This is a genomic window from Amycolatopsis speibonae, assembly GCF_042647925.1.
In the GTDB taxonomy this organism is placed as follows: domain Bacteria; phylum Actinomycetota; class Actinomycetes; order Mycobacteriales; family Pseudonocardiaceae; genus Amycolatopsis; species Amycolatopsis speibonae.
On sequence record NZ_JBHRWK010000038.1, the window covers coordinates 56,641 to 71,123 of the forward strand.

Annotated in this window: 8 protein-coding genes and 1 pseudogene; 8 read left to right on the top strand and 1 reads right to left on the bottom strand. The window is 66.0% G+C overall.

Translation table 11 applies throughout. The features are described 5' to 3' along the window. Positions 1 to 96: 96 nt before the first annotated feature. Positions 97 to 472 (top strand): annotated as a pseudogene (locus ACFOSH_RS24475) (transposase); the annotation flags it as partial. 452 nt (positions 473 to 924) lie between these two features. Here the strand turns inward: ACFOSH_RS24475 and eccCa are convergent. Then, the gene (gene eccCa, locus ACFOSH_RS24480) at positions 925 to 4,908 is read right to left on the bottom strand and encodes a type VII secretion protein EccCa (protein WP_378241379.1); all 3,984 of its coding nucleotides are present in this window, start codon (positions 4,906 to 4,908) and stop codon (positions 925 to 927) included. 132 nt (positions 4,909 to 5,040) lie between these two features. On the opposite strand from eccCa, the gene eccD reads away from it, so the two are divergent. The 7 genes from eccD to ACFOSH_RS24515 all read left to right on the top strand — a co-directional run bounded on the left by eccD (position 5,041) and on the right by ACFOSH_RS24515 (position 13,708). Further along, a complete protein-coding gene (eccD, locus tag ACFOSH_RS24485) occupies positions 5,041 to 6,435 on the top strand; it encodes a type VII secretion integral membrane protein EccD (protein WP_378241380.1) in 1,395 nt (464 codons plus the stop codon). After that, positions 6,435 to 7,862 carry a type VII secretion protein EccB gene (eccB, locus tag ACFOSH_RS24490; protein ID WP_378241381.1) on the top strand — a complete coding sequence of 476 codons (1,428 nt, stop codon included), beginning with the start codon at positions 6,435 to 6,437 and terminating at the stop codon, positions 7,860 to 7,862. The genes eccD and eccB overlap by 1 nt, the downstream gene beginning before the upstream one ends. A 163-nt stretch (positions 7,863 to 8,025) precedes the next feature. Beyond that, on the top strand, positions 8,026 to 8,358 hold the full coding sequence (locus tag ACFOSH_RS24495) for a hypothetical protein (RefSeq protein WP_378241382.1): 333 nt from the start codon (positions 8,026 to 8,028) through the stop codon (positions 8,356 to 8,358). A 45-nt stretch (positions 8,359 to 8,403) separates the two neighbouring features. Continuing rightward, positions 8,404 to 8,697: a WXG100 family type VII secretion target gene (locus ACFOSH_RS24500; RefSeq protein WP_378241383.1), complete on the top strand. Its 294-nt coding sequence runs from the start codon at positions 8,404 to 8,406 to the stop codon at positions 8,695 to 8,697. An 88-nt stretch (positions 8,698 to 8,785) separates the two neighbouring features. Further along, a complete protein-coding gene (locus ACFOSH_RS24505; RefSeq protein ID WP_378241384.1) occupies positions 8,786 to 9,232 on the top strand; it encodes a hypothetical protein in 447 nt (148 codons plus the stop codon). A gap of 93 nt (positions 9,233 to 9,325) precedes the next feature. Further along, positions 9,326 to 12,052 (top strand): large repetitive protein, encoded by a 2,727-nt coding sequence (locus ACFOSH_RS24510; protein ID WP_378241385.1) that lies wholly within the window; start codon positions 9,326 to 9,328, stop codon positions 12,050 to 12,052. Positions 12,053 to 12,055: 3 nt separating this feature from the next. After that, positions 12,056 to 13,708, top strand: coding sequence for a WXG100 family type VII secretion target (locus tag ACFOSH_RS24515; RefSeq protein ID WP_378241386.1), 1,653 nt, complete (start codon positions 12,056 to 12,058; stop codon positions 13,706 to 13,708). Positions 13,709 to 14,483 lie beyond the last annotated feature (775 nt).

A 14,483-nucleotide genomic window follows, 5' to 3' on the forward strand; every position in this document is an offset into this window, starting at 1 on the left:
CGCGAGGACGTTGACAGAACAGCCTTTGAACCGCGCGCACACACACGCTTTGGTTCGGTCAACAGGCTTCAGACCGCTGCGGGATCCTGCGCCGGGATCTCGCCGGCCGCCAAAGGTCTCACGACCGGTGAGATTTTCGCGCACCTGGCCGAGGTTTACGGGGCTGAAGTGTCGCGGCAGACGATCTCCACGATCACCGACAAGGTCGTCGAGGGCATGGTCGAGTGGCAGAACCGGCCACTGGCCCCGGTCTATCCGGTGATCTTCATCGACGCGATCCACGTCAAGATCCGGGTTGGCAAGGTCGCGAACCGGCCTCGGCTTGTGGACCGGCGACGGCGGAGAGGGCGCCAAGTACTGGCTGCACGTGCTCACCGAACTGAAGAACCGCGGCGTGGCCGACGTGCTCATGGTCGTCCGCGACGGACTGACCGGACTGACCGGGCTGCCGGACACGATCACCACCGTCTGGTCGCAGACGATACCGCGGCGGGCGATGACAGGCGTGATTCCTACGGCACGGACAAGGCTGCGGTACTTGTCGTGGTCGTAGGCGCGTTCGGCGTAGATCCGGCGGGGCCGTCCACGACGGCCCCGGGAACTTGGCAACTACACACATGTCCTCGTAACCACGGCGACGAGGAATCGGTACGTCGACCGAGCCCATCAGGCCCGCGTGACCAAGCGTGGCCCAGGAACCGTCGTTCGGCCAGGGCCCATGCGCCGCATCGCCCGTGTCCGCTGCGTTAGCGGATTTCCGGAACCTCACCGTCCGCGAGGCGCTGACCAAAGCTCAGTGGCCTGGTTTAGGGGGCGGCCCAGATACAGGCCCACAATTCCGTCCGGCCCGCCGGGCTCACCGGGGCGCTCCGACAAGCGCCCCGGTGCCCCTGGAATTCACAACTCGGACCGAAAGGGCGGACGTCAACGAGCGGGCGGCTCCGTCTCGGTCAACGGTGTTTGCACCAACCGGACTGACCTGCGGCGATTGATGAACTGAGCGCGTCCGGGGGGAAGTACCCGCGGCTTGAGGTTTCCGAGGAAGGCACCCTCGGTCTTGGGACAGGAAAGCAACAGGGCAGGGGTCCCCAGCTCCCACATGCGGCGGATCGCGGGATTGCCCATCGAACGGCTTGCTCCGGCGGTGCTCCGGGCCAGGATCACGTGGATCCCGACGTCCGACGCCTGGGCGAGGACTGGCATCAGGGCCCCCAAGGGCCCCGCGCTCCCGGCGCTCTCGGACAGCTCGAAGTCGTCGATGATGATGTAGAGCCGCCCCCCTGTCCACCAGTCTCGCAACGGCAGCCTGTCGGGGCTGATCTCGGGCCCTGGTATGCGCTTTTCGATCACCGATGCCACGCCCGCGATGGACTTCGTGAGGGCCTCGGAGCCCACGGCGTACTCAAGCTGATACTCGGGGGGAATCGAACCCCGCAGCTCGCGGCGGAAGTCGCCGAACATGATGCGAGCCTCGTCGGCAGTATGGTGCGCCACCACGGACCGGGCGATGTGCCGGAGAAGGTTGGTCTTCCCGCTCTCGGCGTCACCGTAGACCAGCAGGTGTGGGCTGACGTCGAAATCGTGCCACTCGGGTTCCAAATGGACGTCTTCCAGGCCGAGCGCCATCCGCATCTCCGCGGACGGGGACGGCGCACGGGGCGCGGGGAGTTCGCGCACGTGCAAGGTCTGCGGCAGGAGCCGGACCTGGGGGGCGCGAGGTGCGCCTGCGGGCGCCAGCGATTCGGCCAGTTCGACCGTCGCCTCGGCGAGGTCCTCCGTCCAGGAGTCACCGTCGATCCGGGGGAGAGCGGTGAGGAAATGAAGTCGGTCCGGCGTGATACCCCGGCCGGGGATGGCGGGCACGGTGGCGGCGAACCGGCTGTTGATCTCCGAATCGACAGGGTCACCGAGCTTGAGCTCGAACCGGGTGCCTACGACGTCCCGCAGCCACGGCCGCATCTCCGACCAGCGGTTGGACGCGATCACGAGGTGGATGCCGAAGCTCAGCCCCCGGGCTGCCAGCTCGGTGAATTTCTCCTCCAGCTCCTCGAAGTCCTGGCGGATGGTGTACCAGCCGTCGACGACCAGGAAGACGTCGCCGTACGGATCGATGTCCCGGTACTCGCCCCGCGCCCGGGCGCGGCGGTAGCTGGCCATGGAGTCGACGTTGTGCTCGGCGAAGATGCCTTCCCGGCGGGCCATCAGGTTGGTGACTTCCAGGACCGTCCGGGTGGCGCGGTCGCGGTCGAGCCTGTTGGCGATGCTGCCGATGTGCGGCATCGACGCGAGAGCGGAGAGCGTCCCGCCGAAGTCCAGGCAATAGAACTGGACCTGTTCCGCGGTGTGGGTGACCGCGAGAGCACAGATCAGCGTACGCAGGAGGGTGCTCTTCCCGCTTTGCGGGCCGCCGACCACCGCCACGTTGCCCTTGCTGCCCGACAAGTCCGCGAGAAGCAGCTCGCGCCGCTGTTGCGCGGGCAGGTCGATCAGGCCCACCGGAACGGTGAGGTTCGCCGTGTTCAGCTCGCCGACCGGGCGCGGGCCGAACGTCGGATGATCGACGAGCGGCGGGAGCAGCTGATCCAGTGTGGCCGATTTCTTGAGCGGGGGGAGCCAGACCTGGTGTGCGCGGGGACCGATTCCGCGCAGACGGCCGATGAGTACGTCGATCATGGTGTCGGTGCCCTCATCGGACTGGTCGTCTTCGACAGCCGGCTCTGGCTCGCGGGTGACCGGGGATTCGACGAATCGTGGGCTGAAGGGAACGATGTGCTGTTCGACCGCGAGCCCCGTTTGCCGTCGTTTCGCCCGGTAGGGCGCGGAGGAGAAGGCCCCCTTGAAGCGAACCAGCGTCTGGGTGTCCGGCCTGAGGTAGCCGTTGCCCGGGCTGTTCGGCAGCTCATAGGCGTCGGGAACACCGATGACGCTCCGGCTCTCCATCGCGGAGAACGTGCGCAGACCGATCCGGTAGGAAAGATGCGTCTCGACCTTGTGGATCCGTCCTTCGTCGAGCCGCTGCGACGCGAGCAGCAGGTGGACACCGAGGCTGCGGCCGAGCCTGCCGATCATCGCGAACACGTCGATGAACTCCGGCTTGCTCGACAGCATCTCGCTGAACTCGTCCACCACGATGAAGAGCGCGGGCATCGGTTCGAGCGGCACGCCCTGAGCGCGGGCGGCCTCATAGTCCCGCCTGGAGGCGTAGTTGCCCGCCGCCCGCAGGTGTTCCTGACGCCGGTTGAGTTCGCCGGTGAGCGCGTCCTGCATCCGGTCGACGAGTTCGAGTTCTTCGGCGAGGTTGGTGATCACCGCTGACGTGTGCGGCAGCTGGTCGAAGCCGAGGAACGCGGCCCCGCCCTTGAAGTCCACCAGGACGAAGTTGAGATCGTCCGAGGAGTGTGTGGTGGCCAGCGCCAGCACCAGCGTGCGCAGCAGTTCGCTCTTGCCGGAACCGGTCGCGCCGACGCACAGCCCGTGCGGACCCATGCCGTCCTCGGCCGCCTCCTTGATGTCGAGTTCGAGTGGAGAGCCGGCTCCGGCGATCCCGATCGGTACCCGGAGGCGGCGCTTGCTGGTCTTACGGTCGCGCCGGTACTTCACCGGGTCGAACGTCGCCACATCGCCGATACCGAGCAGCGTGGCCAGGTCGTAGTCGCCGGCGAGCGGCTCGTCGTCCTCGGCGGCTTCGCCGACCCGGAACCGTGCCATCGTCCGGGCCAGGGCATTCGCCGCGACCTCGCTGAGGTGGTCCGGGCGGCACAAAGAGGCCGTCTCCTGCTTGCCGACCCGGTCGAAGGAGACTGTCCTGACTTCGTCGGCGTCGACCTCCAGGAAGAGTGCCCCGGCGCGCTGTTGCCAGGGCAGTGAGCCGGAAATGTCCAGTATGACCGCGTTGCGATAGCCTTCGTCGGCGAGGCGGTGGTCGCTGGGTACTGGAACGCCGTCGAGGATGAGGATGACGAACGGTTCGGACACGGTGACCGGGGTGTCGGCCTCGAAGCGTGGTCGTCCGGTGAACGAGGCGCCGCCGAGCAAGAGTTCGGTCTGGTTGATGTCGTGGGCCGCGAGCCGCCGGGCCCCCGCGGCGTCGCGGCTCTCCAGGTCTTGATTGTGCGGAAGCCATTTCAGCCAGTCCCAGCGGCCAAGCCGCCTGTCGTCGGCGCAGACCGCGATCCGGACGTCGCCGGGGGCGTGCGCCGTCGTCAGCTGACCGAGGATGGCTCGCACCAGGCCGAGAACGGCCTCGTCGTCCCCGCTGAACTGGATCTGCCCGAAGCCCCGCAAATAGACGGCGATCGGCGAGCCGGGCAGTGTGTTGTAGGCACGCATGAATCGGCGCAGAGCGTGCGCTGAGAGAGGTTCCAGGTCTTCGATCGGCTGGCTGTCCGGCGGGACGAGTTTGTGCGCCGAACGCTGGGTTCCCAGTCCGAGCCTGATTTCACCGAAGTCGTCGTGGGTGGGCCGGCGCTCCCAAAGCCGGTAACCGAGTGCCATCGACCACAGCGCGTGCGGATCCGGGTGGATCCAGCGAGCGGCCTGTCGTTGCGCGGCCAAAGAACCGCGCACTCGCTTCCGCAACTGGCCCAGGTAGCGGATGTAGTCACGCCGATGGCCGTTCAGCTTCTGCTTGTGCGTGACTGAACTGCGCACCATCTGAGTAATGACCATGCCGATGGCGGACAGGACCATGAGGCCTCCGCCGACGTAGGCGAACGCGCCCGCACCTGGCCGGACGAACATCATGACCATGGCAAGCGAGCCCAGGGCCATCGGCGCGTACATCAGGACAGAGCTGATCCCGCCTCCGGTGTCCTCGGGAACCCCGGGCGGTGGCTGCAGTTCGATTTCGGTGTCTGGAGCAGGCGGTTTGGGGCGACGTGCCCGCCTGGCGAACAAGGTGGTACTCACAGGCTCTCCCTTGGTGAGCGGACTTCCCCATTTCCTGGCCGATGGCCCTGACGCGGCCCACTGCGACGGTGCGCGGCGTTAGCGTCGGGCCTGGTCTCGTGGCTAGACGAGGTAGGGAAGGCCTTCTGTCCGATGGAAGAGCAGACACAGCATCGCACAACAAGTTCGGCGAGGCTACGGTTCGTTCTGGGTGATCAGGTGCGGGATCTCGCACTACCGGCGGAGGTGCCGCTGGCCGATCTGCTGCCCGCGGTGCTCACCCTATTCGGGGCCCAGACGATCGAGCAGGGTGCGGAACACGAAGGGTGGGTGCTTCAGCGAATCGGCGACGCCCCGCTGGACGAGGACCGTACCTTGACCCAATTGGGTGTGTTCGACGGGGAGAGTCTTCATCTGTTGCCTCGTTCGGAGCAGCTCGCCACGATCGACTACGACGATCTGGTCGACGGTGTCGGGGAACAGGTGCGTGAGAATCCGGGCGCCGTGACTCCGGCGCGGGTTCGGTGGCTGTTCCACTCGAGTGCCGTGATGGCTTTGCTGCTCGGATGGTGGCTGCTGCTGGCCGACACGGCGAGCGCGGCCCAGGTCCTGCTTTCGGCGGGGCTGGCTGTCGTCCTGCTGGTGGCGGGAGCGCTTGTGGCGCGTGGTGCGGCGAGAACCAAACCCGCGGTGATCTTGGTGGCCGCGGCCGTGGCCCACGCCGGACTGGCCGGGCTGCTCCTGGTCCTGGCACTCGATCCGGCGGCGAGTCCCATGGTGAAGGTCACCAGCGCGTCCGGCGCGGCGTTGCTGACTCTCATGGCCGGGGTCGTCGCGATAGCGGACGCCGCCCTGCTTTTCGCCGGAGCAGCCCTCTTCTCGGCCGTATTGTTGATCACCGGGTTGATCGGCTCCGTGACCCCGGCGACCCCCGCTCAGGCGACAGCCATCGGGTTGGTGCTGGCCCTGATCTTGGGGCTCTTCATCCCGACCGCGGCGTTCCGCCTGTCCGGACTGACGCTGCCGATGCTCCCGACAGGGGCGGAAGAACTACACGAGGACATCGACCCGGTGCCACACAAGATGGTGGTGGAACGCGGGGCGGCGACCTTCGGCTATTCGACGGCGCTGTATACGGGGCTCGGTCTCGCGCTGACGATCCTGTTACCGGTGCTGGTCGTCGATGGCGATCCGTGGAGCATGACGTTGTCACTGGTCATAGCGCTGCTCTTGCTGCTGCGGTCCCGCCATCCGAATGGGATGATCCAGCGGTGCGCGGTGCTGCTGCCCGCCGCCGGCGTGATCTTCGTCAACGTCGGCTATTGGAGCTCTGCTCTCCCGGTCTATGCCCGCTTTCTTGCGGTGGTCCCCCTCGTCATGATCGCCGGATTGTTCCTGCTGGGCGGCGAGTACCTCCCAGGTAAGCGGTTTCGTCCTTACTGGGGCCGTGCGGTGGAGATCTTCGAGCTGATCACCGCGATCGCGATCCTGCCGATCCTGCTGCAGGTTCTCCACGTCTACGCCTTCATGCGGAACCTGGTCGGCTGATGAAATCACGCAAGGATCAAGTCCAAGCCTACTTTTTCGTGGTGGGCAGGCTGGCCGCCGCTGTGACACACGGAAAACCGGACGTCCTCGAGTCACCGAGCAAACGGATGACGACCGGAACGGTGCTCGGATTCGTCCTGGCGGCGGTGATCGCGGGGGTCTTCGGAATCTTCGGTATGTTCGTGCCTCCCACAGGGAACTCCTCCTGGCGTCAGGAGGGGGCGATCGTGATGAACAAGGTGAGCGGCGCACGCTATGTCTATCTCGGCGGTCAACTGCGCCCTGTGTTCAACTTCGCCTCCGCCCGGCTGGTGTCCGGCAGCTCCGAGGTCACGTCGGTGGCGCCGGCGGCACTGGCCGGTGCCACGGTCGGTCAGCCGATCGGTATTCCCGACGCGCCGGATTCGTTGCCCCCGGCGGACAAGAACGGCGCCGGTTCGTGGACGGTCTGCATGCAGGCCGCCGCTTCTCCGGGGGGCAAACCCGCGGAAGTGAGTCTGTTGCTCGACGGACCCGGCGGTGCCGCGCCCGGCGAGGAAAAGGCATTCCTGGTGTCCGTGCCGGGAGGGAGTACCTTCCTGGTCACAGACGGGAAGCGATTCCGGGTCCCGAGCCGCTCCGCCATCGCCGCTCTGGGATATGGCGGAGTAAGCCCCGTCGACGTCGCCCCGGTTTGGCTCAATACGATTCCCCAGGGCACCGATCTGAGTGCGCCGCCCGTACCGGGTACCGGCGAAAACGGTCCGTTGATCGAGGGAAGGCAAAGTCTGGTCGGCCAGTTGTATCAGGTGCGGAACTCCGCGCTGGGAACCGACCAGATGTACCTCGTCCGGAGAGACGGTCTTGCCGCGATCAGCCGGACCGGCGCCGCGCTGCTCCTGGCCGCGGCGAGTACGGGGCAGGCTTACCCCGCCGGCGCACCGGTCGAGCCCATCCGGGTGGGGCCCACCGCGCTGGCCGGGGTGCCGATCACGGGTGCGTCCGGTCTGGCGAACGACCTGCCGGCGGTTCCTCCCGAAGTCGTCACGCCGCCGCCGGGATCGCAGCCCTGTGTGAGGCACAGCACCACGGCCGCCGGGGAGCTGATCGTGGCGACCGAGGTGCTGTCCGGTGACGACGTCACACGGGCTTCGGTGCCGCTGGGTACCCATCAAACGGGGAACACAGCCGACCGGATCGGGATACCGGCGGGCGGAGGCTTCCTCGCCCGGGATCTTCCTGCCTCCGGTGCGGTGCCCACGGGCGTCATCTACCTCATCACCGAAGTGGGAAAGAAGTATCCACTGGCAGACCCGGAGGCAATAAAAGCCCTCGGTTACACCGAAAGTGCGGCGAAGCCTGTCCGCAAGCAGTTGCTCGACCTGCTCCCGACGGGGCCGACGCTCAGTGTCGGAGCGGCTCGGGAGACTCAAGCGGTACAGCCTTGACGTCGGACCGGCCTTTCGTAGGGGGAGTCCCTACCCTCGGGCCTGGAGACGTCGAAAGAGCCTTTCGAGTGGTTCTCGGTGGCTAATCTTTGAACATGGCCGCGCGGCAGCTGATGCGCAAGGCCCGCCAAGTCGTAGTAGCGAGTAGCAGGAGGAACTGAGAATGTCGCAGACCACTCATCTCGATAATGAGGTCATTCTGGCGCAGGCCAGTGCGCATGACACGACCCGGGAGAACATCGACAAGCAGCTCAACGATCTGAGGGCGTTCATCCAGACCACCCTCGAAGCCAGTTCGAGCGCGGCGACCAAGGCGTTGAAGACCACCTGTGACAACTGGGTCGAGTCGCTGCGCAAGTCGGCGATGTCGCACCTGGAGAGCATGGCTCAGAACATGCGCGTCGAGGCCGGAAAGGGCGAGGCGACGGACAGCGAGAACATGCAGCGAATCCTCAGCATCCCCATGGAGACCGGGAACTTCCTGGGCGCTTCCTGATCCTGCCAACGCGTAACAAAAAATACTTCAAAAAGGAGACTTGACATGGCTGACGCCACCATCACCTACGACTACGCGGCGATCGAAGAATGCGTCTCCGCGATGCAGCAGCGAGCCAACACGATCCAGGAAGAGACGGACAAGCTCGCGAGCGATGCGCAGAAGCTCTACGGCGCAGGCTGGAAGGGGCAGAGCGCGGATGCGTACAAGGCGCTCGCCGACGACCTCAGGAACGACCTGACCGCTAACCGGGAGAACCTCGAAAACCTCAAGCGGGCGCTGAGTGACGGTGCCAGTGGAATGCAGCACACCGACGCGAACGGTGCGAAGTCCTTTTGATGACCGCGGTGTGCCGGGTCCGTGTCACCCGGCACACCGTTTTCCTTGATCCGGGTGAAATCCGCAGCGGAAAAAGCAGGAGATGGCTATGTCCACGAAGTTCGACAGTGATGCAATCAGGCAGGCCGCGGGGAACATCGGCCAGATCATGAGCGATATGAAAGCCTTCGAGGCGTTGAAACCGCACTGGCCGAACGCGGGGAAGTTCGAGCTCGCCGTGTGGCTGGAGCGTCTCGTGGACGACCGCCGAAACGGGGTCGTCGCGCACGCGGAGCATCTCAAGATCGCCTTCTCGGAGATCGAAAAGAAGCTCACCGCCATTGCGAACGACTTCGAGAACGCCGACGGTGAAAACGCCGACAAGATCAAGTCCAGTCTCGGCGAACTCGAATCCAAGGTCATTGGAGGGGTCAACGCCTTCGATGACGACACGGAAGAAAAGCAGCACAACTACACCGCGGATCCCGGTGCTGACAACAAGTCCCACGCCGGCGACGGATACGCCCAGAACCTGAACGAGCCGGTCGCCACCTGACCTGCTCGCTCGAATCAGGAACAAAGATCGGCCCGCATATCCGCTGTGTCCGTCGGCCTCGGTGATGGCCGCCCTCCCTGTTAAGGATGATCGATGCCCGAGAAAACTCCGCCGACGCTGGTCGGCCAGTACGCGTCGTCCGCGCCTGGGGTGGACCCGTCGCAATTCTCGTCGCTGGAGGCGATCAACGGCGCCGTGAACGACATTGTGTACAACTCGGATGGTTCAAAGGCGAGCATTTCGAGGTCCACCTCCGCGGAGGAGTGGTACACGCTCGAGGCGGATGTCAAGGCTGCGACCGAAGCTCTTGGTGCGATCAACGAACGGTTCGCCAAAGAGATCAAGGCAATGCGTGATGCCTTGGAGGGCGATACCGGCGACGGATTCAACAAGTACGCGACGGCGATTCTGAACACCAGTGAAGATGTATACAAGACTCTCTCTGAGAAGCAGTTCGGCACTTCTATGGGCAACATCGGGCACGCTTCTCAGGTTTTCGCCGATGGCTTTTGGCGAACTCAGCAGTTGTCAAAAGAGACGGCGGACAACTTTGCTGAAACGTTGAAAAATGGCGCCAATAATCGGATTCAGAACGCTCAGACGGTTTCAGAGGTCCTGAATATCGGTGCGCAATTAAAGACTGACACTGCGGAGATGTACAAGAATATGGACGCCGCACTTCTGCGAGCTCTGCAGGAAGCTTTGGTGGCCTTGGGACACCAGTACAGCGATCGGGGCGCGGACCTGGTCCCGCTCTATATCTCCGACGGCAACACCGCTACTACCGCACCGGCCACGGACTGGATGGGGACGGACCCGAGCCCAGCCCCCGCGCCGCCCAACGCGCCCACCGAGGCGACTCCTCCCCAGCCGGGTGACGAGAAGGACCGCAAACAGCAGGACGGGGAAGCACCCAAGCCAGAGGACGCGCCGCCTACGGAGACGCGGGAGCATGACAAGGCGCCCGACGCGCCGGTGAAAAGTCCGCCCGTGCAGTCGACCGGGCCCGATCAGCCGGGGGCAGGGGGCAGCGAGGGGAACCCCGCGGACGCGACTCCGCTTTCCCCGGTGACTTCTAGCTTGCCGGGCGGAACGGAAGCGGGCCAGGACACGCCGACCGAGCCGTCGTCGGAAACTGGACAAGAGTCACCGTCGGCACCTGGTCAACAGGGGTCGAGTCCGGAGACTCAGCAGGCGTTGTCCGATGCCAAGGACGCGGCAGGCAAGGCGATCGACGGGCTCAAGGGGGAGACAGCGGATCCGGAGACCACGAAAGCGCTGGACGATGCCAAGCAGGCAGCGCAGGGAGCCATCGACGGTCTGACGGATCCCGCCGGGGGTTCGGGCGGGGCCTCAGGCGGGGGGACGCCGGGTGGGGACACGGGCGGTTCCGGAGAGCCGGGTGCAGGCACTGATGCCGGTGGCGGCGGCGCACCGGCGGTGCCGCAGGCGTTGACGGACGCGAAGAACGCGGCAGGCAAGGCGATCGACGGCCTTAGTGCTCAGTCGACAGACCCGAAGCGCACAAAGGCGCTGGATGATGCCAAAAAGGCCGCGGGCGAGGCGATCGACGGGCTCACGGATCCCAATGCTTTGCCAGAGAGTCAGCTCACCGGCGGTCCTGGGGATGAAAAACTGGACGCCGCCAAGGACGCCGCCTCGAAGGCGATCGACGACCTCGCCAAGCCAGGCGATTCGGCGGCCACACAGCAGGCTCTGGAAGACGCCAAGAAGTCCGCCACGGACGCGATAGACGGCGTTGGCAAAGAGGGTGGGACCACCGGCGGAGGTGGGGCCGCGGGTGGGGGCGCGGGCGCCGAGGACCGCGGGGCGTTGCTGGATGCCAAGCAGGCGGCTACGAAGGCGATCGACGGTCTGATCGACGGTACTGACGATCCCGAACGCAAGGAAGCGCTTGAAAACGCGAAGAACGCGGTGAGCGACGCGATCGGCAAGACGGCGGCTCCGGAGCACTTCCAGCAGGTCGCGGACGCGAAGGATACGGCGAACAAGGCGATCGACGGGCTTCGCGCTTCTGAAGACGATCCGGCGCGGCAGCACGCGCTGGACGAGGCCAAAGCGGCGGCTGACAAGGCCATCGATCAGATCAACGATGCCCCCGACCTCAGCGGCCCTGAACACGACAAGGCGCTTCAGGAAGCCAAAGACGCCGCGGGCAAGGCGATCGACGACCTGGCCAAGCCCGGTGACACGCCCGCCGAACGGCAGGCACTGGCCGACGCCAAAGACGCCATGCACCAGGCCATCGACGGCGTCAAACCGGAAGACAACGGCGATGCCATGCGCCAATTCCTGGCACCGGGCAACGAAGCCGTCGAGTCGCCTCGCGGTGATATCGGGGGTGGCTCCGGCGGCACCGGTGGCGGTTCTGGCGGTGTCGGCCTCACCTCGCATGCACCGGCGGTCACCGGTCTCGGCGCCAGCGGAGGTTCCGGTGGCACCGGTGTCGGTGGACCGGGTGCTGCTGGGCCGGGTGTCGGTGGGCCGGGTGCTGCTGGGCCGGGTGTCGGTGGGCCGGGTGCCGGAAGGTTCGACACCCAGCCCATGTCGCCCGCCGCCGCTTCAGTGAACACGCAGGGCGGCCCCAGCAGCGTCCCGGCCGGCCCGCCGGGAGGCGCGGCGGCCCCCGGTGGCATGCCGATGGGCGGTGGTGCGCCGATGGGCGGCGGCGGTATGGGCGGCGGAGGTCAGCAGGGTGAGAAGGAACGGGAACCGCAGATCTGGATGCAAGCCGAAGAGGGCGCCTGGGGCGACGGAGACGGCAACTCCGCGCAGAACCAGGTGCTGGGCAGGGATTGATCCGTGGATACCCGCGAACAGCCTCCGGTCGACGATCCGGCCTTGCAATACCTCACTGTCGAGCAGCTCTCGCAGCTGATCAACGAGGTGAGCCCGGACGGCTTCTACGAGCGCGCGGCTGCGTTCGACAACGCGACGGCGCGGCTTGAGCAGATTCAGGACGATCTTGAGCGTGAAACCCGGAACATGTGGGAAGCGTGGAACGGCAGGGTCGCGGAGTCGTTCGAAGATCTGGTGCTGCGGCTGACCGGGCTGACCGGCGCCGTGGTGCAAGCGATGGCCAGCCCCGGTTATGGAGCCGCTTTGCGCCAGGCGGGCGACGCGCTGGCCCGGGCGCAGCAACGGCTCCGTGACCTGCAGACGCAGAACCGGCAGGGGGATATCGCGGCCGTCCGCCAGGTGCTGCATGACCTGAGTACGGCGTACCGGGACCTAGGAGTGGGCATCTTGCCGTTGCCCGAAGCCGTCACTGAGCAACCCGCGGGTGTCAATGCCACTGGCGGAGCTCAGGGGAGTGGCGGGGGCGGGGGCGCGGCTACGTTCGCCACGCCTGGTCCTCAAGCTGTCGTTCAGACCGGGCACCATCTGGGCGGAACCGGTGCGCAAGCCGGCCCTTCGCCGGTACCTTTCGCCGCGTTCGCGTCTTTGGGCGTGTCGAACCAGGCCGGGCCTGCGGCGCCGGGCCGGCAGACTGTTTCGCCACGATCAGCCGGGGATGAAGGTGATCGTGTGGTACCTGCCGTGCTGGGACGGGGCGCAGCGCCCGCTCCGTTGCCCATGTCCGGGCAAGAAAGCGAAAAGCGGCACTCTGAGGTCGCTGCCGTGCTGGGCCGGACCGTGAAAGCCACTGAAGCCCGGCCGAGTGCGCCGAAGCAGAAGACCAGCGTCGCCAAGCACCCGGTCGAGACTGAAGATCAGCAGGTCGAGCCGAGTGCGAAAGCCGGAGAAGTCGTAGCCACCTCTGCGGGACCGGTGTCGCATGGGCCACCCGTATCCTCGGTGCCACCGGTGGCGGGCGCGACGCAGCCCTCTACGGCAGCCTCGACACCAGCGCCCGAGGTGGCAAGGGCGACCGCCGCGTCGGCATCCGTGCCCGCCGCGCCGCCGACGCCCGTTCCGGCCCCCGCCGCGGCCATGCCCGCACACACGAGCGGTCCCGGCCACGTGCCGTCGCCGCATCAGCCGGGCTCAGCGGCTCTTCCCAGCCCCGCCGGGCATGCGGCGGGGCCGCCGCATCCAGGTAAGGCACCGATGGAAGCCGCATTACCGGCTTCACCGACGTTCCGGCCGGTCAACGGAGGCTTGGACGCCATCGCACCGCTGGACGCGCCACCTCTGGCGCCCGCCGGTGCCGGAACAGGGCGTGTGGGTGGCGACTCCTCGTTCATGGGTGGCTATGGGGGGCCGATGTCCCGAGGGGTCCAAGGGCCGGATGATTCGACGAACAATCGTCATCCTTCTGGTTTGATCGGGCCCGACGGCGTTGTCTGGAATGGCGCGGGAGACGGGGCCGTGGTACTTGGGCGACCTGCTGCGCCGCCTTCGCCCGCCGCCGAAGACGACGGTCCGCTTCGCGGCAAGGATCCCGAGAGCACCGACCGTCCAGCGTCGTCGCCGCAGGTACTAGGTCGCTCCAATTCGCGTAGGGAGAGCTGAAGAGTCCCCCGTCGGGTCTCGGCCGACGGGGGAGCAACTCCTCAAGGACGATGAGCTCCTTCTAGATGAGTGATTCCGGTGCGAACCAAGGTCGTGAAGGCCTCCTTGCCTACTCTGAGGGTCAATGCCAGGAACTTAAGGTTGATGGCGTGGGCGTTTCTGACGTGTTTGCCCTGGTCAGACAGGATCTTGGGAGGACGGTGGCAGGACCAGGACGGGTCACCCGCGGGAAGTGAACATGCTCTCGCGTTCTCTAGTACATGAAGGCCCCCTTCCTTGCGCCAGGCGCAAGGAAGGGGGCCTTCACACAGCAGAGGACTCGGACAAACGACGGCCAACCGGATAATTCGACGCGGCACGAGTCCTTTGTGGACAGCCCCGAGAACCTCAGGCGCTGCCCCTTAAGTTCCTGGCATTGACTCTGAGGGTAAGCATGGAGGCCTTCACAACCTTGACGATATGGACATACTGTATCTAATCGGACGATTTGACTCGCAAAGTGTCCTCTATGGACAGCCATGGCGCCTCACTGAGCTTCACGTGATTTTCACGGAATCAACTGTCTATGCCAAGGAAGGCAGGCGAGGACCGCGCGCCAGCTGGTGTCGCGCCGGGGCCAGGCTGACGTGGTTTCCAATCGTGGACGCGGCGGTGACCAGCAAGATCCCGAGTCGCCGGATGATTCGAGACGAGCGTGCGGCAGACCTCGTCGGCGTGCCCAGTGAGGCCATCGCATATCGCGGTCGCCATCACCTTTTCATCCTCGGCCACCAGC